This window comes from Comamonas testosteroni (assembly GCF_030505195.1).
Classification (GTDB): domain Bacteria; phylum Pseudomonadota; class Gammaproteobacteria; order Burkholderiales; family Burkholderiaceae_C; genus Comamonas; species Comamonas testosteroni_G.
Window position 1 is genome coordinate 3,558,548 of the sequence record NZ_CP129672.1, and the last position, 18,092, is coordinate 3,576,639.

The following is an 18,092-nucleotide window of genomic DNA, read 5'->3' on the forward strand; positions in this document are numbered from 1 at the left end:
CTCCATGTACTCACAAGCAGAACTTCCGGTTTCCGTGCAAGTGCCCGCAGGACACAAAGTGGCCATGGAGACCGTGGGTGTTGGCCAGATCACCTATGAGTGCCGGGCCAAAAAGGACATGGCAGCCGAGCACGAATGGGTGTTTGTAGGCCCCGATGCCAAGCTGCAAACGCGAAGCGGTACGGTCATCGGCAAATACTGGGGGCCGCCAGCGACTTGGGAGAATAACGACGGCTCCAAGGTCACTGCCACGCAGCTTGCCGTGGCTCCTGCCGGAGCGGGCAATATCCCTGTGCAACTGGTCAAGGCCAATCCTGCCACCGGCATGGGAGCCATGCAGGGGGTGACCTATATCCAGCGTGTGGCAACCAGGGGGGGCGTCGCGCCGAGCATGGCCTGCGCAGCCGCGAATCTGGGCAGCAAGCAGGTCGTGCAGTATCAGGCCGACTATATTTTCTGGAAAGCAGCCTGACAGAGAGTCCCGTGGCGCACCTTTCCTGTCAGAGGCCGGGACGTTGCGCCTTTTTTCCGCCTGGTGCACGAGGTGCTTATGCTTGGAAGGCGACCCCGCGCAGGTCAGGTGGCGCGAGCGTGCCCATGGGCCTCGTGGCTCAATCGCCCTGGGTAGCCAGAGCCTCGATTTCGGCAATCACGATGCGTGCCCCGGCCCATGCCGCAGCCACTGCCGGACGCCACAACGGTCTGGTCCTTGAGGCCAGCCACCGTGCTTTCTTTTGATGGGTGTTTACTTCCAGGAATCATGGACATGGCTGCGGCACGCCACTGGGGTGGCTGCCTTTTCCGGATTTGCCGCTCGGCGGCTTCGGCAATGCAAAACCGGCTGGTAAGGGGCGGCCCCGTGCTCACATTGCGCTCGGACTGAGGCTGGCAGCTGCCATCCGATGGCATCCGGAAGCGGTGTTCAGTATTCGTGTCATGCAGGTATCGGGTATGCACGGTCTGAGCTGTCGATATCCCTGCGCATGGGGATGCGCACGGGGAGCGGGCGCGGGCAGCTCCGCGTGGACAAGCTGAGATGCTGTGTTTTTGGTATACGCAAGTGACGCAAAGTAACGAATAATGAGCCTCCACGACTGCAAGCGCGCTCGAGGTTCCAAACATGATTCGTGCCAATGCCATCACAAAGCGAACGATCACCGGCCCGCTGCTGGAGATCGCCATGGCTCAGTCCTTTTGCGCGGTGATGATTACCGATGCCAGGTTGGATGGAGAGGGGCCTGTCATCGAGTACTGCAATGCGGCCATGTGCGAGATGACCGGGTACACCGAAGCAGAGCTTCTGGGCCACTCGCCGCGCATGTTGCAGGGGCCGCTGACGGATCAACTGGTATTGCAGCGTTTGCATGAGTCCCTGGAGCAAGGCCTGCCACTTCAGGGCAGTGTGGTGAACTACCGCAAGGACGGCAGCACCTACCATGTGGAGTGGAATATCTCCCCTGTGCGTGATGACAAGGGCGTCATTCGGCATTTTGTGGCGGTGCAGCGCGATATTTCGGAGCGTGTGCAGGCCGAGCAGGAGCGCGCGCTGCTCGCCAGGGCATTGAATGCGGCCAATGACGGCATTTTGATCACGGATCGCGACTCCACCATCGTCTTTGTCAACCAGGCTTTTGAAGCTCTCACGGGCTATAGCGCGGCGGAACTGCTGGGCCAGCCCACCGAGATGCTGCGCTCGGGCCTGCATGAGCCCGAGTTCTATGCCCAGTTGCAGGAAGCATTGAGTCTTGGCCACAATTTTCGCGCCACCTTCATCAACCGTCACAAAAGCGGCGGCGTGTATTACGCCGAGCAAAGCATTGCAGCTCTGCGCGACGAGTCAGGGCAGATCAGCCACTATGTAGGGGCATCAAAAGACATCAGTCGCATGGTGCAACGAGAGATGGAGTTGCGTGAGCGTGCAAACCGCGACAAGCTGACCGGCTTGCTCAACCGCCATGCAGGCGAGATCGAGCTCAAGCGCAACCAGCTCCAGGCTCAGAATCAGCTGCGACCTTATGGCGTGATATTGGGCGATATCGATCTTTTCAAGCAGGTCAACGACCGCTTTGGTCATGTTGCCGGAGATCGCGTGCTCAAGATGGTGGCACATGTGCTTTCCGGCAAGGTTCGTCGCTATGACCATGCCGTGCGCTGGGGCGGAGAGGAGTTCCTGATCGTCCTCTCGGATGCCAGCCTCGGTGTGGCTGCAGGCTTGGCAGAGCGCATTCGCTGTGCCGTGGAGGAATGCGCGGATCCTGAGGTGGGGCGTTTTACCATCTCTTTGGGGGTTGGGCTCTGGGAGCCGGGTGAAACCGAGGACGATCTGCTCAAGCGCGCAGATGCGGCGCTCTACAGGGCCAAGCATCGGGGGCGCAATCAGGTGGCCATCGCCACGGGGTCGATGAACATGCCTTTGGTGCACGCACCCGAGCTGCTGGCGCAGGGCGATTCCTTGACCTTTTCGGGGAAGAGTCCGGATAAGCCGTGGACAGGGGCTGCCTCACCTTAGAATTTGCTCTTCCTCCCTGTCCTCGTCTTCATAGCTTTTGAGTGGTTTGAACAATTCCGAACTGCATTCCGTGCAGGCCGATCTGGTGGCAGTGCTGGTTGCCGTCACGGGTGGCCAGCCCCGTATCCTGACCACCGGGTCCGGGCGTGCCTTGCCTGCCGGGCCTTTTACCAGCAACCACCGCTCGCTGCAGGCCAGCCTGCGTGCCTGGGTGGAGAAACAGACCCACCATCCTCTGGGCTTTGTGGAGCAGCTCTACACCTTTGCAGACCGGGAGCGCTCGCAGCAACTGGGCATGCATGTCATCTCCATCAGCTATCTGGCGCTGACGCAGGAGCTGGACGAGGTCGGCGCCGCACAGCCGGGCTGGCAGGACTGGTATCGCTACTTTCCCTGGGAGGACTGGCGCGACGGTATGCCCGGCGTGATCGCCGAGCGCATTGCGCCGGCGCTGCATGCCTGGAGCGAAGCTGCTTCAGATAGTGTCGCTAGAAGCGCACGTTGGCAAAGAGCCTCAATGACTTTTGGCCTGGATGAGCACGAATGGAACGAGGAGTTGGTTCTGCAGCGCTACGAGCTGCTGTTCGAGGCAGGTGTGGTGCCTGAAGCCTGGGGTGAGGGCGATGAAGCACGCGCTGCCCAATTGCTGCCCGGTGCCGCCATGAGTAATGATCACCGCCGCATTCTTGCGACCGGTATGGCCCGTTTGCGCGCCAAGATCAAATATCGGCCCGTGGTGTTTGAACTGATGCCCGAGGAATTCTCGCTGCTGCAGTTGCAACAGACGGTGGAGGCATTGGCGGGGCGCGGCTTGCACAAGCAGAACTTCCGGCGCCTGATAGAGCAGCAGGCCCTGGTTGAGGAAACCGGCCAGATGACGGCCGTAGGTGCGGGTCGCCCGGCCAAGCTGTTCCGCTTCCGACGCAATGTCATGCTTGAGCGCGCCATTGCTGGCAACAAGCTGCCGCTGGCAAGAAGTCATTAGCCCCTGAGCCAGTCTTCGGATGGAGGACTGTTTTCACTGCGGGAGTGGCTTGACTTAGATAATGCTCAGACTTAGCATAAGTCGGTTTGCGTAAGGCCTGAAAGCGATCTGGAAGTCTTTGCGTTTTTTATTGAACTACAAATACTCAAAATGAGCATTAATAAAACTGCAGCCTTGCCCGTTCCCGCCCTGCCCGATGTAATGCTGGAGCCGCTGGTACGCATGGCCTTGCTGGAAGATCTGGGACGCGCCGCAGACTTGACCACCGACACCATTGTTCCTGCCGATGCGGTAGGCGAGTTGCGCCTGGTGGCCAGGCAGGATGGCATCTTGGCCGGACTTGATCTGGCACGTCTGGCCTTTGTGCTGATGGATGCTCGCATGGCATTTGACGTCCGCTGCGCAGACGGCACGCTGCTGCAGCCAGGCATGGAGATCGCACGCATTCGTGGCAAAAGCCGAGCCATTCTCACGGCCGAGCGTACGGCGCTCAACTATCTCTGTCATCTCAGCGGCGTGGCCAGCTCCACGCATTCGATTGCCGAGGCCATCAAGCCCTTTGGCACCCGAGTGACCTGCACGCGCAAGACCATGCCGGGCCTGCGAGCCTTGCAGAAGTACGCCGTGCGTGTCGGTGGTGGCAGCAACCACCGTTTTGGCCTGGACGACGCCGTACTCATCAAGGACAACCACATTGCACTGGCCGGCGATGTCGCCACGGCTGTGGGGCGTGCTCGTGCCGGCGTGGGTCATATGGTCAAGATCGAGCTGGAAGTGGATACGCTGGCCCAGTTGGATGTGGCACTGCAACTGGGCGTGGATGTGGTGCTGCTGGACAATATGGGTCTGGATGATCTGCGCACTGCGGTCGGCATGTGCAAGGGCCGGGCCATCACCGAAGCCTCGGGGCGCATTACCCCCGAAACCGCACCTGCCGTGGCTGCCACGGGCGTGGACCAGATCGCCGTGGGCTGGCTCACGCACAGCGCGCGCGTTCTCGATATAGGTCTGGACGCTTGATGGCCTGCCCCCCGAGCGGCTTTGGCGCTTGCCTCCATGGCAGGAGGCAAGCTTCGCTTCGCAGCGGCGCTTGCTTGCGCTCCCTTGTTTTAGGGGGCATTGATGAAGGCCGTGCTTAAGGAGCGCCGCAGCTGGGCGGTACTGGTTGCTGCAGCGCTGGCGGTGACGGCGGCGGGGATCTGGCATGCCCGCGCGGGCACGGCCGCAGTCCGTTTTGAAAAGCCCATCACCATCGTTGTGACCTTTCCGCCAGGCGGCGGCACGGACCTGTTGGCGCGTCGCCTGGGCGCGGCCATGCAGCAGCGCCTGGGCCAGTCCGTAGTGGTGGAGAACCGGCCCGGCGCCAGCGGCAATATCGGCGCGCGCGCCGTGGCCGAGGCCGCCCCCGACGGCGCCACGCTGCTGATGGTCAACAGCTCGTTTGCCATCAACCCCGGTGTCTACCGACATCTGGACTTCGATCCGCGCCGGGACTTCAAGGCCGTGTTCAATGCCGGCAGCATCGCCTCGGTGCTGGTCGTGCCCAGCCAAAGCAGCGTGCGCAATCTGCACGATGCGCTGGCCGGCGCGACCGCCGGCCAGCCCTTGCCTTTTGCCTCCTGCGGCAACGGAACGCCCCAGCATATGGCGGGTGAGATGCTGGCCCAGGCCGCCCATGCAAGCCTCCAGCATGTGCCCTACAAGGGTTGCGGCCCGGCCATCACTGCGGTGGCTGCTGCCCAGCTACCTATGGCTGTGGTCACGGCCAGCAGCGCTGCGCCCCTGATAGCTGCAGGCCGCGTGCGCGCCATCGCCGTCACGGCACCGGCCCGCGTCGCATCCCTGCCCGATATCCCCACGGTGGCCGAGCAGGGTCTGGCCGGTTTTGCCGTCGAGCAGTGGCATGGCCTGCTGGCGCCGGCCGCCACGCCGCAGCCCGTGATCGCCCGTCTGCACCAGGTGCTGACGCAGATCCTGGCCGAGCCCGAGATGCAGCGGGCGCTGCGCGAGCAGGGCTATACGCCGGCCGGGGAGTCTGCCGCCCAGTTCGGCAAGCTCATCGCAGCCGACATAGCGCGCTATGCGGCCGTGACCGCGCAGCTCGGGCTCACGGTCGATTGAGTGCAGGCCGGCGGCCGACGCCAGACGCAATGTACGTGACGGGCCACCTGCAAAGGTGGCCTGTTCTGTTTCAGGCATATGACGAGTTCGCTATACGAAGGTATAGCTGGGATCAACCAAAAGCCAAGCCTCTCTTCCCAAGGCAGGCTCGCTTTGCCGACTGGCGGGTTTGATAATCAAAGGCAGTGATCAGGGCAACAGACCCTGGCGCCACGGCGGCATGCTTTGCCGCCCATCGCATGGAGGAGTTCCCCTTGGATGACCATTCCTTGACGGCGTCATGGCGTGCGGCTTCCCCATGCTCTCCCGCTTCTCTGTCTTGCTGCAAAGCGGCTTCTGCATTCAAGAAGTTGCGAGAGCGAGACAGGATCAATCCCGGGCCGGGACCTGCCCTGGCCCTATCGATGCCACTGTTTGCTGCTTATGAAACCAGTCCTGAACTCCTGCAGTCCCGTGGGGCCTGCCTGCCTGCTGTTGTGTCTGGCGCTCGCTGCCTGCAACGGCGACAAACAGACGCCGGCCGCCGCTGCCGATAGCCGGACTGCGCTGTACCGCGAAGGCAATCTGGTCGTGGTGCCGCCGCAATCTCCGGTGCTGGTGCAGCTGAAGCTCGCCCAGGTCACCCAGGAGCAGGTCCAGACCCTGATCTCGGCGCCGGCCAATATCGAGGCCGAGCCTGAAAAGATGGTCAAGATCACGCCTCCGGTCGCGGGCCGGCTGGTGCGTCTGCACCGGCAGCTGGGCGACCCGGTCAAGGCCGGCGAGGCCTTGATCACCATGGACTCCTCCGATATCTCGGGCGCCCGGGCCGACAATGCCAAGGCCCAGTCCGCGCTGCTGCTGGCGCGCCAGGAGTTCGACCGCCAGAAGCTGCTGTTCGATGCCGAGATCGCGGCGCGCAAGGACTATGAGACCGCGCAGCAATCCCTGGCCGCAGCCAGCGCCGATGCGCGCGCGGCGACCGATCGCCTGGCCCAGCTGGGCGCCGATGTGCAGGCCAGCTCGCGCGGCAGCTATGTGATCAAGTCGCCGATCAGCGGGCGCGTGGTGGAGATGGCGGGCTCGCAGGGCGGCTACTGGAATGATGTGAATGCCTCGGTGATGACCGTGGCCGACCTCAGCAAGGTCTGGCTCAGCGCCAGCGTGCCCGAGCGCGACCTCGCTCATGTGGATGTGGGCCAGGAGGCGCATATCGCGCTGACCGCCTATCCCGATCTCAAGCTCGAAGGCCGTGTGCAATACGTGGGCGAGATCGTCGACACCGCCACGCGCAGCGTGAAGGTGCGCGTGGCGGTGGACAACCGCGAAGGGCGGCTGCGCCCCGGCATGTTTGCGCGCGTGAGCTTCGACGGCCCGGGCCGCGACGCCCTCATGGTGCCGACCACGGCGCTGCTCCAGGGCAATGTGAGCGCGCGGGTGTTCGTGGACAAGGGCCGAACGGACAAGGGCGCGCGCTTTGAGCCGCGCGACGTGCAGGTCGGCGTGCAGCAGGACGGCAAGGTGGAGATCCGCTCTGGTCTCGCTGCCGGCGAGCGCATCGTCATCAACGGTGGAGTGCTGCTGCAATGATCGAGCGCATCGTCAATCTCAGCTTCGCGCGCCGGGGCGTGGTGTGGCTGATCTTCATCTTCGCGGCCCTGTATGGCGGGTTCAGCTGGAAGCAGCTGCCGCTGGAAGCCTATCCCGACATCGCCGATGTGACCTCGCAGATCGTCACCCAGGTGCCGGGCCTGGCGGCCGAGGAAATCGAGCAGCAGATCACGATTCCGCTGGAGCGTGCGCTGCTGGCCACGCCGGCCATGCATGTGCTGCGTTCGCGCAGCCTGTTCGGCCTGTCGCTGATCACCGTGGTGTTCGAGGACGGGGTCGACGGCTACTGGGCGCGCCAGCGCCTCAAGGAGCGCATGGACGAGGTCGATCTGCCCTATGGCGCGCGCGCCGCGCTCGACCCCTACAGCTCGCCCACGGGTGAGGTCTACCGCTATACCTTGGAGAGTCCCACGCACAGCCTGCGCGAGCTGTCCGAGCTGCAGCAGTGGGTGGTGATCCCGCGGCTCAAGAAAGCCCAGTCCGTGGTGGACGTGACGAACTTCGGCGGCCTGACCACGCAGTTCATGCTCGAGCTCGACCCCGCGCGCCTGCTGCAGTACGGGCTGACCCTGTCCCAGGTGATCGATGCCATCAATGCCCACAACGCCAGCGGCGGCGGCAGCGTCATAGACCGGGGCGATGTCTCCTATGTGGTGCGCGGCGTGGGCTTGCTGAGATCGCTCGACGACATGGGGAATGTGGTGGTCAAGACCTCGGACAACGGCACGCCGATTCTGGTCAAGGACCTGGGGCAGCTGACCTATGGCAATGTGGAGCGCCGCGGCATTCTGGGCAAGGACGACAACTCCGACACGCTGGAAGGCATCGTGTTGCTGCTCAAGGACGCCAATCCCTCCAAGGCGCTGGAGGGCATTCATGCTGCGGTGAAGGAGCTCAACGAGAAGCTGCTGCCGCCCGACGTCAAGGTCGTGCCCTATCTGGACCGCGCCACGCTGATCGAGCGCACCACGCATACCGTGGGCAAGACACTGGCCGAAGGCATGATCGTCGTGACCCTGGTGCTGCTGCTGTTCCTGGGCAGCCCGCGCGCGGCGCTGATTGTGGCGCTGACCATTCCCATGGCGCTGCTGCTGGCCTTTGTGTTCATGCATCACGCCAAGATCCCGGCCAATCTGCTGTCGCTGGGAGCCATCGACTTCGGCATTCTGGTCGACGGCTCCGTGGTCGTGGTCGAGAACATTCTGCGCCGCCGCGAGGCCCAGCGGGACAAGCCCTTGACCCCGCGCGATGCCATCTCGGCCACGCTGCAGGTGGCGCGTCCCATCTTCTTCGGCATGTGTGTGATCGCGGCCGCCTATCTGCCGCTGTTCGGCTTCGAGCGCATCGAGTACAAGCTGTTTTCGCCCATGGCCAGTGCCGTGGGGGCGGCCCTGGTGGGGGCGCTGGCCGTGGCGCTGCTGCTCACGCCGGGCCTGGCCTGGCTGGCCTTTCGCCGTCCGCGCAAGATCTTCCACAACCCCGTGCTCCACTTCCTGGGCGAGCGCTATGACCGCTTCCTCGGCGCGGCCGTGGGGCAGATGCGCTGGCTGGTCGGGGCCGTAGCGGCGGCACTGGTGGCGCTGGTGCTGCTGGCCGGCTCCATAGGCCGCGACTTCCTGCCCTATCTGGACGAAGGCTCGATCTGGCTGCAGGTGCAGATGCCGCCGGGCATCACGCTGGACAAGGCGCGTGACATGGCCGACGAACTGCGCCGGGCCACGCGGGAGTTCCCCGAGGTGTCCTATATCGTGACCCAGACCGGACGCAACGACGACGGCACCGACTACTGGACGCCCTCGCACATCGAGGCCAGCGTGGGCCTGCATCCCTACGACCAATGGAAGTCGGGCCTGAACAAGCAGCAGCTGATTGCCAAGATGGCCGAGCGCTTCGAGAAGCTGCCCGGCTATACAGTGGGCTTCATGCAGCCCATGATCGACGGCGTGCAGGACAAGCTCTCGGGCGCGCACAGCGATCTGACCGTGAAGGTCTACGGCCAGGACCTGAGCGAGGACCGGCGCGTGGCCGACGAGATGGTGGGCATTCTGTCCAAGGTGCCCGGTGCGGCCGATGTGGCCGTGGACATCGAGCCGCCGCTGCCCAATCTGCGCATAGACCTGGACCGTGCGGCCGCCGCACGCTACGGCATCAATGCCGCCGATGTGGCGCAGCTGATTTCCACGGGCGTGGGCGGGGCCTCCATAGGCCAGCTCTACGTGGGTGAACGCAGCTACGACATGACGGTGCGCTTCGCGCCCGGCACGCGCAGCAACCCCGAGGCCATAGGCGCGTTGCGCCTGGCCGCGACCAACGGCGCCCAGGTGCCGCTGGCCGACGTGGCGCGCATCAGCACCACGGTGGGCCAGAGCGTGATCGTGCGCGAGGGCGGCGAGCGCCACATTCTGGTCAAGCTCAATGTGCGCGGCCGCGATCTCGCGGGCTTCCTCAAGGATGCACACGATGCCCTCGATACCCAGCTCCAGTACGACCACCAGAAGACCCATATCGAGTGGGGCGGCCAGTTCGAGAACCTGCAGCGTGCCGAGGCGCGGCTGCTGGTCATCCTGCCGCTGACGCTGGGCATCATGCTGGTGCTGCTGTTCGGCGAGTTCGGCAATCTGCGCCAGCCGCTCTTGGTGCTGGGCGTGGTGCCGCTGGCCATGATCGGCGGCTTTGCCGGACTGCACCTGCGCGGCATGACGCTCAATGTATCGAGTGCCGTGGGCTTTATCGCGCTGTTTGGCGTGGCCGTGCTGTCGGGCGTGCTCATGGTCTCGCAGATCAACCGGCTGCGCCGCGAGGACGGGCTGCAGCTGCGCGAGGCCGTGCTCGAGGGGGCCTCCAGCCGCATGCGCCCGGTGCTGATGACGGCCACCGTGGCGGCCTTCGGCCTCATGCCGGCCATGCTGGCCACGGGCTTGGGCAGCGATGTGCAGCGGCCCCTGGCCACCGTGGTGGTCTGCGGCCTGGTCAGCGCCACCTTGCTGACGCTGCTGCTGCTGCCCAGTCTCTACTACGTGATCGAGCTGCGTGCCCAGCGCGCGGCAGAGCGCAAGCGCCGGCGTGCGGCCGAGCGCGGCGAACTCGACGACGAGGATGCCGCTGCCGTGACGACATCGGCCGCCGCAGAGCGCATGGCCCCCTGAGTCCGGGCCCACGCGATACCTATCAACTTGGAAGCACCATGCAATCTCCCTTCCTCTCCCTCAAGCGCCTGGCTCTGCTGCTGGCGGCGCTGGGCCTGGGCGGCGCGGCATTGGCCCAGGCAGCAGCGCAGCCTGCGGCCGCCGGGCTGCGCTTTATCGACTATCTGAACGCCGTCGAGCAGCACAGCCTGGACTTGCAATCCGAGCAACAGAACGTGGTGTCGGCCCAGGCTGGTATCGGCATCGCGGGCATACGCCCCGATCCCCAGCTCTCGCTGGGGGCCGCGCGCGAACAGGTCAGCAGCGGCCTGCCGCGCCCGCTGAACCGGACCTACGAGCTCAGCATGGAGCTGGAGACCGGCGGCAAGCGCTCGGCCCGCATCCGTGCCGCACGCAGCCAGGTGAAGCTGGCCGAGGCCGGCGTCGAGGGCTTCCGCACTCAGCTGTTTTCCGATGCGGCCCAGGACTTCACCCAGGCCTGCCGCGACCGCCAGGCGCTGGAGCGCAAGGAGCAGACGCTCAAGGCCCTGTCCGATGTGGTCAAGGCCAACGAGGTGCGGCGCAAGGCCGGCGACATCGGCACAGTGGAGTGGCGGCAGTCGCGCGTGGAGCGCGACCAGTTCCAGGCCGATGTGACCCAGGCGCGCGCCGATGCCCAGACCTCGCGTCTGGCCCTGAGCGTGCCGCTGGGGCGCAAGCTCTCGGAGGTCTTCGGCTCCGAGGAACTGCAATGCGATTTCCAGCCCTTTGCGAACGACAAGAACATCGAAGCCCTGGTGGTCCAGGCCCTGCAGGTGCGCAGCGATGTGCGTGTGGCCCAGGCCACGCTGGAGAATGCTCGCGACAACGCCGGTGTGGCCCAGGCCAACCGCTGGGTCAATCCCACGCTGGCCGTGGGCATGACCGCCATTGCGGCCACATCCGCGGGTGTGGATGTCCAGGGCAATGCCTTCGACGCGGGCAACCGCTCGCGCATGCTCTCGGTCTCGGTGAGCATGCCCATCCCGTTCTCGCGCCTGAACCGCGGCGAGGTGCTGCAGGCCGAGGCCGTCGTGACCCAGGCCATGCTGGGGCTGCAGCAGTCGCAGCACAAGGCCGAGGCCGGTGTGCGTTCCGCCTACTTCCGCTTCGCGGCGGCGCAGGAGAACGTGGAGCGCTATCGCAGCAATGTGCTGGCCGATGCGCAGCGCGTGCTCGAGAGCATTCGCCTGTCCTACCGCCACGGCCAGGCTTCGTTGCTGGAGCTGCTGTCGGCCCAGCGCTCGGCCGATGATGCCTATCTCGGCTATCTGCAGGCCGATGCCGATCTGGCCAAGGCCACTGTGGACCTGCAACTGAGCATAGGCCAGCGGCCCGCGCTGTGATGAGCGCAGTCGGTGGACAGGGCTGGCGCGCGCGCATCTTGCGCCACAATCAGCGGGTCTTTCACGCCCTGAGCTCTGCCCTGCATGCCATGACCGCCGAACCGCAACGCTTTGTGCATCTGCGCCGGGCCCTGATCCTGGCCGGCCTGGCCGCGACCATGGCCGCCATCTTCGCGCTGGATACGTTGACCGAGTATGCGGTGGCCGCGGCCGTGTTCCACACGGCCGTCATCCTCGTGGCGGTGCGATGGTTCAGCCCGCGCCTGGTGATAGGCGTCACGGCGCTGTGCATAGCGCTTACGCTGGCCAGCTTTGCGCTGACGCCGGCCGGTGCCTACCGCACCGGACTCATCAACACGGGCATCAGCATCCTGGCCATCGTCATCACGGCCTATCTGGGCCTGAAGATGGTGGCCGCCCAGAATGCGGCCCACGCGGCACAGACCCAGCTGCTGCGCATCACTCAGGCCACCAGTCTGGGACAGGTGACGGCCTCGATCGCCCATGAGGTCAACCAGCCGCTGGCCGCCATCGTCACCAGCGGCAATGCCTGCCAGCGCTGGCTGGCCCAGCAGCCGCCGAATCTTGAAAAAGCCGGCCAGGCGCTGGAGCGCATCCTGGGCGATGCGCGGCGCGCCAGCGATGTCATTGCGCGTATCCGCTCCATGGCACGCGGCGAGGGGCCGAGCAAGCAGAAGTTCGATCTCAACGAGGCGGTGCGTGAGATGGTGAATCTGTCGGGCGCGGACCTGAACCAGCGCTCCATCGCCATGGACCTGCAACTGGCGCCGGGCCTGGCGCCCGCCTGGTGCGACCGAGTGCAGTTTTTGCAGGTGCTGGGCAATCTGCTGCTCAACGCCATGGACGCCATGCAGGACACTGCGGCCGTGCAGCGGCGCATTTCCGTGGCCACCCAGGCGCTGGGCCAGCAGTTGGTGCTGACCGTCACCGATGCGGGAGAGGGGCTGTCGCTGCAGGCCAAAAGCCATCTGTTCGATGCCTTCTGGACTACCAAGCGCGAGGGCATGGGTCTGGGGCTGAACATCAGCCGTCACATGGCCGAGGCCAACGGTGGCCGCATCTGGGCCACGGACCGCGAGGATGGGCGCTGCGGCGCAGTGTTCCATGTGAGCATCGCGGCTTTCGTCGCCCCGGGGGAGCCCGCAGCAGGAGGACACCAGCTTGGCTGAACTCGAAACCGTGTATGTGATCGATGACGACGCCTCGGTGCGCGCGGCCATCGAGGATTTGCTTCTCTCCGTGGGCCTGGCCGTGTCCGCCTTCGGCGCGACGCGTGACTTTCTCGCCCATCTGGAGCTGAGTCCGCCCCAGGGGCCGGCCTGCCTGGTGCTGGACATCCGCATGCCGGGCCAGAGCGGCATGGAGTTCAGGCGCCAGATGCTGGAGCAGGGCCTGCGCTTTCCCACCATCTTCATCACCGGGCATGGAGATATTCCCATGAGCGTGGAGGCCATGAAGACCGGGGCCATAGAGTTTCTGACCAAGCCGTTTCGCGATCAGGATCTGCTGGATGCCATACAGCAAGGTATTGCGCTTGATCGCCAGCGCCGTGCGCAGGATGGGCAGTTGCTGGAGTTGCGTTCGCGTTGGAATTCGCTGTCCAGTGGGGAGCAGTCGGTGTTGATTGGCGTGGTGCGAGGCCTGCTCAACAAGCAGATCGCGGCAGAGCTGGATGTCAGCGAGATCACCATCAAAGTCAGGCGATCTCAAGCTATGCGCAAGATGGACGCTGGCTCGGTTGCCGAGCTGGTGCGCATGCTGGAGAAGCTGAGCATCCGCTGATGCTGGCCGCATGGTTGGCCTGCCGGGCGTCATTTCGCGGGCGCAGCGGGTGTCGCGGGGGGCTGTACGGCGAACGTAAAAATTGTTCGTGTCGGTTTCCTTGTGCAGTTTGCGCATGCATTTTTTGGAACGTGTACGGGTTTGCCAGTTCACAATGGCGGGTTCGCCAGGAGCGGTCAATGCGTCAGCAAAGAACATTCAATAACAAAATGGGTTTCGGAAAGCTTTGCACGGGCACCTTGATGTCCTTGTGCTTGATGTGGGGGCTGACGGCTCATGCGCAGCACAGTGCAGAGCCAGTCCCTGCAGGCAGTGAAGAAGCCTCTGCAGCAGCGTCAGCCACTGATGCGGGTGGGGCAGGCGCAGAGCCCGAGAAGTGGAATGCCAAGTTCCAGGCCACCTATGTCTGGCAGCGCAAGCCGTCCTTTTCTGCCCCCTACTCCGGAGAGAAAAGCTTGCTGCCAGGGCGCGAGCGCAGCTACTCCTTCACGACCACTGCATCTCTCGGATACCGTCCATGGGCCGGGGGGGAGGTCTATCTTGATCTGGAAGGCGCGCAGGGCATTCCTCTGTCGGGACTGGCAGGCCTGGGTGGCTTTACCAATGGGGAATTGGCCAAAACCTCGGGAGCAAAATTGAAGCTCTATCGCGCCCGTGCATTCTTGCGCCAGACCTGGAATCAGGGGGGTGAGCAAGAGGCGGTGGAGTCAGGGGCAAGGCAGTTGGCGGGCATGGTGGACAAGCGCCGTACTGTGCTCACGGTGGGCAATCTGGCGGTCATCGATCTCTTTGACAACAACCGCTACAGCCATGATCCGCGCACGCAGTTCATGAACTGGTCACTGATGGCTCAAGGCGCGTTTGACTATGCCGCAGATGCCCGAGGTTATAGCTGGGGAGCGGTGCTGGAGTGGTTTCACGACGACTGGGAGGTGCGCTTCGGTCGCTTCATCCAGCCCAAGGAGCCCAACGGACAGCCGTTGGACTATCGAATTTTCAAACACTACGGCGATCAGCTGGAAGTAGCCCACGCACACACGCTGGCCGGCCAGCCGGGAAAGCTGCGGGCTTTGGTCTTCCGCAACCACGCCGTGATGACGCGCTATGGCGATGCACTGAGCCTGGCGGCGCAGACCGGGGCGGTGCCGGATCTGAATGCTGCGCGCTACGGTGCCAGAAGCAAGCAGGGCTTCGGCATCAACCTGGAGCAGGCACTGAGTGATGACGTGGGTCTGTTTGCTCGTGGCAGCTGGGCGGATGGCAAGACGGAAATCTATGCCTTCACGGAAATCGACCGCTCTCTTTCTGCAGGCCTGCTGATTCAGGGGCGCAAATGGGGCAGGGCGAACGATACGCTGGGCATAGGCGTGGCGCGCAATTTCCTCTCGTCCTCACACCGCCAGTATCTGGCAGAGGGCGGAGTGGGGGCGTTCATTGGTGACGGGCGTCTGAACTACAAGCCCGAGAATATTCTTGAGATGTTCTACAGCGTGGCGATCAGCAAACAATCCAGCATCAGCTTTGACTGGCAGCATATCCGCAACCCTGCATACAACGCGGACCGTGGGCCCGTCAACGCACTGGCTGTGCGTTTGCACACCGAGTTCTGATCTAGAAAAACCGCAGGATGATCTGGTGCAGGCCTGCCGTCATCAAGGTATAGCGCAGGAATTTGCCCACTGCCATATAGGCGACGCAAGGCCAGAAAGGCAGGCGCACCCAGCCGGCGACCGCGCATAGCGGGTCGCCGACGACGGGCAGCCAGCTCAGCAGGCAGGCCTTGGCGCCGTATTTGCGCAGCCAGTAACGGGCGATGCGGTTCCAGCGTGACTTGTGGTGCATGTTCTGAGGCGGCGGCTCTCCATGTCGGCGCAGCTTTTTGGCCTTGTTCCAGGCCTGGTTGGCGGCCAGTCCCATCCACCAGCTGATGGCCCCACCCAGCGTGTTGCCCGCCGTGGCGACCACAATGGCGGGCCAGAACAGGTCGGGGTTGGCTGATACCAGGGCGGCCACCACGGGCTCTGAGCCCAGCGGCAGCAGGGTGGCCGAGACCAGGGCCACGACAAACACGGTGCTAAGGCCCAGCTCCGGCAGGGCCAGCCATTGCAGCAACTGATGTATCCACGCTTCCATAGGGCGGCTAGTTTAGGCGGGTCGCTCAATTCCCTGAACTTTGCATCCTGTCATTTCTCAGTCATCAGCCCGGTTGCAGGCGGTTGATATATGGTTTCGTATCCAAATGCGTGCACGGGTGTTATCCGGTAACGCCAGATCAATGGGAGTAGGAATGGCTTTCAGCCCTCTAAAAAAAATGATGCGATCGAGTCAGGCAGCAGGCTTGGCGGTCGCTTTGCTTTTGATAGCTGGTTGCGCACCGAACATAAAGACCATCGCGCCGTCTGATGCCAAACCAGCGGCCACGGTGGCTGCCGATCTGGTGCCGCTGGCGACGCTGGCGCCCGGCATCAAGCAGGACATGCGCTATGTCTCCAAGCACAACTTCATGGGCCGCCCTGTGGCTGGCTATGAGGCCGGGGTTTGCTGGCTCAGCCGCGTGGCCGCCGAATCCCTGGCAGCTGTTCAAAAGGAACTGGCAGGGCAGGGACTGGCCCTCAAGGTCTATGACTGTTACCGCCCCCAGGCGGCCGTCGACGACTTTGTGCGCTGGGGTCGCGATATGGCCGATCAGAAAAACAAGGATATGTATTACCCGCGCGTGCCCAAGAGCGAGCTCTTCAAGCGTGGCTACATCGCCGAGAAATCGGGCCACAGCCGCGCCAGCACTGTGGACATGACGCTGGTGGTGGTGGATGCCAAGCGCGCCGGAAAGCTGGTGCGTGGGCCGTTGGCTGACGGTATCGAGGTGGACATGGGCACGCCCTTCGATCTCTTTGACGAGCAGTCGCATACCGACAATGCCCAGCAGTCGCCCGATGTGCAGCACAACCGCCGCTGGCTGCGCAGCCTGATGCAGCGCAATGGCTGGAAGAATCTGCCCGAGGAGTGGTGGCATTACACGCTGGTCAGCGAGCCCTATCCAGAGCAGTACTTTGAGATGCCGGTGCGTAAAAACTGAGACGCCGGTGGTGCCATGGCTCGATAGTGACTCGCCTCGCAGGGTGATGCATGGAGTTTGGTTTTGCTGAAAATTTAAGCAGGTATAATTCAGCCCTCTTTTCCAGCGCCCGGTCTGTGTCAGACATTGCCTGCCGCAGAAACCCAATTCTCTCCATGCCCGCCCTGCACATTGGTCATATTCCATTGGCAAATCGTCTGTTTGTCGCTCCCATGGCGGGTGTGACGGACCGGCCGTTTCGTCAGCTGTGCAAGGCACTGGGGGCCGGCTACGCGGTCAGCGAGATGGTGACCAGCCGCAAGGACTTGTGGAACAGTCTCAAGACCAGTCGCCGAGCCAACCATGAAGGCGAGCCTGGGCCGATCTCGGTCCAGATTGCCGGCACCGAAGCGTCCATGATGGCCGAGGCTGCCATCTACAACATCGAGCGCGGCGCGCAGATCATCGACATCAACATGGGCTGCCCGGCCAAGAAGGTCTGCAACAAATGGGCGGGCTCCGCCCTGATGCAGAACGAGCCGCTGGCCGTGGAAATTGCCCAGGCCGTGGTGGAGGCCGCACGTCCCTACAACGTGCCCGTCACCCTGAAGATGCGCACCGGCTGGTGCGATACGCACAAGAACGCAGTGGTGCTGGCGCGCCAGTTTGAAGATGTCGGCATCCAGATGCTGACCGTGCACGGCCGCACGCGCGAGCAAGGCTACAAGGGCTTTGCCGAGTACGACACGGTTGCGGCCGTCAAGCAGGCCGTCAAGGTGCCCGTGGTGGCCAATGGCGATATCAGCAGCCCTGAAAAAGCCCGCGATGTGCTGGCCTATACGGGGGCGGACGCCATCATGGTCGGCCGTGCAGCCCAGGGCAGACCGTGGATCTTCCGCGAGATCGCGCATTTTCTGGCCACCGGCGAGCATCTGGCTCCCCCCCTGGTGGCCGAGCTGCGTCGTCTGCTGCTCGAGCATTTGCAAGATCACTACAGCCTGTATGGCGAGGGAGTCGGCGTGCGCAGCGCCCGCAAGCATATTGCGTGGTATCTGCGAGCTCTGCCGGGCGGGGAAGAGTTCAGAAAACACATCAACACTATTGAGGACTGTGCGGTGCAATGGCAGGCCGTGGCCGACTATCTGGATGCCCTGGGGCAGCAGATGGAGCGGATCCCGGCGGCCACGGCCGCTGCTGAACCAGGCAGCGAGCTGGACGAACCGGCAGAAATGGCTGCATGAGCAATCAGAATTTAGAACAAGTCGTTCGCGATAGCCTGGAGGGCTATTTCCGCGATCTCGAGGGCGAAACACCGGCCAATGTCTATGACATGGTGATTCGTCTTGTCGAAAAACCGCTGCTGGAAGTGGTGATGGGCCAGGCCGACAACAACCAGTCGCGCGCCGCCGAATGGCTGGGCCTGAATCGCAACACCCTGCGCAAAAAGCTGGTCGATCACCAGCTGCTCTGAATCGATAAAGCTACCGAATCCATAGCTGCAAGCGATTGATATATCTGC

At 63.7% G+C, this 18,092-nt stretch carries 15 protein-coding genes; 14 read left to right on the forward strand and 1 reads right to left on the reverse strand.

The features are described 5' to 3' along the window. Window positions 1-4: 4 nt before the first annotated feature. The 11 genes from QYQ99_RS16365 to QYQ99_RS16415 all read left to right on the forward strand — a co-directional run bounded on the left by QYQ99_RS16365 (window position 5) and on the right by QYQ99_RS16415 (window position 15,128). Window positions 5-472 carry a DUF3455 domain-containing protein gene (locus tag QYQ99_RS16365; RefSeq protein WP_437439043.1) on the forward strand — a complete coding sequence of 156 codons (468 nt, stop codon included), beginning with the start codon at window positions 5-7 and terminating at the stop codon, window positions 470-472. 648 nt (window positions 473-1,120) lie between these two features. Next, window positions 1,121-2,509 (forward strand): sensor domain-containing diguanylate cyclase, encoded by a 1,389-nt coding sequence (locus QYQ99_RS16370; protein WP_302089140.1) that lies wholly within the window; start codon window positions 1,121-1,123, stop codon window positions 2,507-2,509. A 46-nt stretch (window positions 2,510-2,555) separates the two neighbouring features. Then, window positions 2,556-3,494, forward strand: coding sequence for an NUDIX hydrolase (locus tag QYQ99_RS16375; protein WP_302089141.1), 939 nt, complete (start codon window positions 2,556-2,558; stop codon window positions 3,492-3,494). A gap of 150 nt (window positions 3,495-3,644) precedes the next feature. After that, window positions 3,645-4,514 (forward strand): carboxylating nicotinate-nucleotide diphosphorylase, encoded by an 870-nt coding sequence (nadC, locus tag QYQ99_RS16380; protein ID WP_302089142.1) that lies wholly within the window; start codon window positions 3,645-3,647, stop codon window positions 4,512-4,514. A 102-nt stretch (window positions 4,515-4,616) separates the two neighbouring features. Further along, window positions 4,617-5,615, forward strand: a complete 999-nt coding sequence (locus tag QYQ99_RS16385) for a tripartite tricarboxylate transporter substrate binding protein (RefSeq protein ID WP_302089143.1) — start codon at window positions 4,617-4,619, stop codon at window positions 5,613-5,615. A 423-nt stretch (window positions 5,616-6,038) separates the two neighbouring features. After that, entirely contained in the window at window positions 6,039-7,184 is a 1,146-nt protein-coding gene (locus QYQ99_RS16390) for an efflux RND transporter periplasmic adaptor subunit (RefSeq protein WP_302089144.1), read from the forward strand. Beyond that, window positions 7,181-10,351, forward strand: a complete 3,171-nt coding sequence (locus QYQ99_RS16395) for an efflux RND transporter permease subunit (protein ID WP_302089145.1) — start codon at window positions 7,181-7,183, stop codon at window positions 10,349-10,351. The genes QYQ99_RS16390 and QYQ99_RS16395 overlap by 4 nt, the downstream gene beginning before the upstream one ends. 38 nt (window positions 10,352-10,389) lie before the next feature. Next, window positions 10,390-11,715, forward strand: coding sequence for a TolC family protein (locus tag QYQ99_RS16400; protein ID WP_302089146.1), 1,326 nt, complete (start codon window positions 10,390-10,392; stop codon window positions 11,713-11,715). Window positions 11,716-11,804: 89 nt separating this feature from the next. Next, window positions 11,805-12,905 (forward strand): sensor histidine kinase, encoded by a 1,101-nt coding sequence (locus tag QYQ99_RS16405; protein ID WP_302093197.1) that lies wholly within the window; start codon window positions 11,805-11,807, stop codon window positions 12,903-12,905. After that, complete coding sequence (locus QYQ99_RS16410; RefSeq protein ID WP_302089147.1) at window positions 12,898-13,518, forward strand: response regulator transcription factor; 621 nt, start codon at window positions 12,898-12,900, stop codon at window positions 13,516-13,518. The genes QYQ99_RS16405 and QYQ99_RS16410 overlap by 8 nt, the downstream gene beginning before the upstream one ends. A 242-nt stretch (window positions 13,519-13,760) precedes the next feature. Next, complete coding sequence (locus tag QYQ99_RS16415; protein ID WP_302089148.1) at window positions 13,761-15,128, forward strand: carbohydrate porin; 1,368 nt, start codon at window positions 13,761-13,763, stop codon at window positions 15,126-15,128. A gap of 1 nt (window position 15,129) precedes the next feature. Here the strand turns inward: QYQ99_RS16415 and QYQ99_RS16420 are convergent, their stop codons facing one another. After that, entirely contained in the window at window positions 15,130-15,651 is a 522-nt protein-coding gene (locus QYQ99_RS16420; RefSeq protein ID WP_012839739.1) for a YqaA family protein, read from the reverse strand. Between the two features lie 289 nt (window positions 15,652-15,940). On the opposite strand from QYQ99_RS16420, the gene QYQ99_RS16425 reads away from it, so the two are divergent. The 3 genes from QYQ99_RS16425 to QYQ99_RS16435 all read left to right on the forward strand — a co-directional run bounded on the left by QYQ99_RS16425 (window position 15,941) and on the right by QYQ99_RS16435 (window position 18,044). After that, a complete protein-coding gene (locus QYQ99_RS16425; RefSeq protein WP_302089149.1) occupies window positions 15,941-16,594 on the forward strand; it encodes a M15 family metallopeptidase in 654 nt (217 codons plus the stop codon). 155 nt (window positions 16,595-16,749) lie between these two features. Then, complete coding sequence (gene dusB / locus QYQ99_RS16430; RefSeq protein WP_302089150.1) at window positions 16,750-17,814, forward strand: tRNA dihydrouridine synthase DusB; 1,065 nt, start codon at window positions 16,750-16,752, stop codon at window positions 17,812-17,814. Further along, window positions 17,811-18,044, forward strand: a complete 234-nt coding sequence (locus QYQ99_RS16435; RefSeq protein WP_158393409.1) for a Fis family transcriptional regulator — start codon at window positions 17,811-17,813, stop codon at window positions 18,042-18,044. Before dusB ends, QYQ99_RS16435 begins: the two co-directional genes overlap by 4 nt. The last annotated feature ends 48 nt before the right edge of the window (window positions 18,045-18,092 follow it).

What these genes read in the sequence shown, in the direction of transcription:
- QYQ99_RS16365 (WP_437439043.1), top strand. Translation starts at nt 5, where the DNA reads ATGTACTCACAAGCAGAACTTCCGGTTTCCGTGCAAGTGCCCGCAGGA.
- QYQ99_RS16370 (WP_302089140.1), top strand. Translation starts at nt 1,121, where the DNA reads ATGATTCGTGCCAATGCCATCACAAAGCGAACGATCACCGGCCCGCTG.
- nadC (WP_302089142.1), top strand. Translation starts at nt 3,645, where the DNA reads ATGAGCATTAATAAAACTGCAGCCTTGCCCGTTCCCGCCCTGCCCGAT.
- QYQ99_RS16385 (WP_302089143.1), top strand. Translation starts at nt 4,617, where the DNA reads ATGAAGGCCGTGCTTAAGGAGCGCCGCAGCTGGGCGGTACTGGTTGCT.
- QYQ99_RS16390 (WP_302089144.1), top strand. Translation starts at nt 6,039, where the DNA reads ATGAAACCAGTCCTGAACTCCTGCAGTCCCGTGGGGCCTGCCTGCCTG.
- QYQ99_RS16395 (WP_302089145.1), top strand. Translation starts at nt 7,181, where the DNA reads ATGATCGAGCGCATCGTCAATCTCAGCTTCGCGCGCCGGGGCGTGGTG.
- QYQ99_RS16400 (WP_302089146.1), top strand. Translation starts at nt 10,390, where the DNA reads ATGCAATCTCCCTTCCTCTCCCTCAAGCGCCTGGCTCTGCTGCTGGCG.
- QYQ99_RS16405 (WP_302093197.1), top strand. Translation starts at nt 11,805, where the DNA reads ATGACCGCCGAACCGCAACGCTTTGTGCATCTGCGCCGGGCCCTGATC.
- QYQ99_RS16415 (WP_302089148.1), top strand. Translation starts at nt 13,761, where the DNA reads ATGTCCTTGTGCTTGATGTGGGGGCTGACGGCTCATGCGCAGCACAGT.
- QYQ99_RS16420 (WP_012839739.1), bottom strand. Translation starts at nt 15,651, where the DNA reads ATGGAAGCGTGGATACATCAGTTGCTGCAATGGCTGGCCCTGCCGGAG.
- dusB (WP_302089150.1), top strand. Translation starts at nt 16,750, where the DNA reads ATGCCCGCCCTGCACATTGGTCATATTCCATTGGCAAATCGTCTGTTT.
- QYQ99_RS16435 (WP_158393409.1), top strand. Translation starts at nt 17,811, where the DNA reads ATGAGCAATCAGAATTTAGAACAAGTCGTTCGCGATAGCCTGGAGGGC.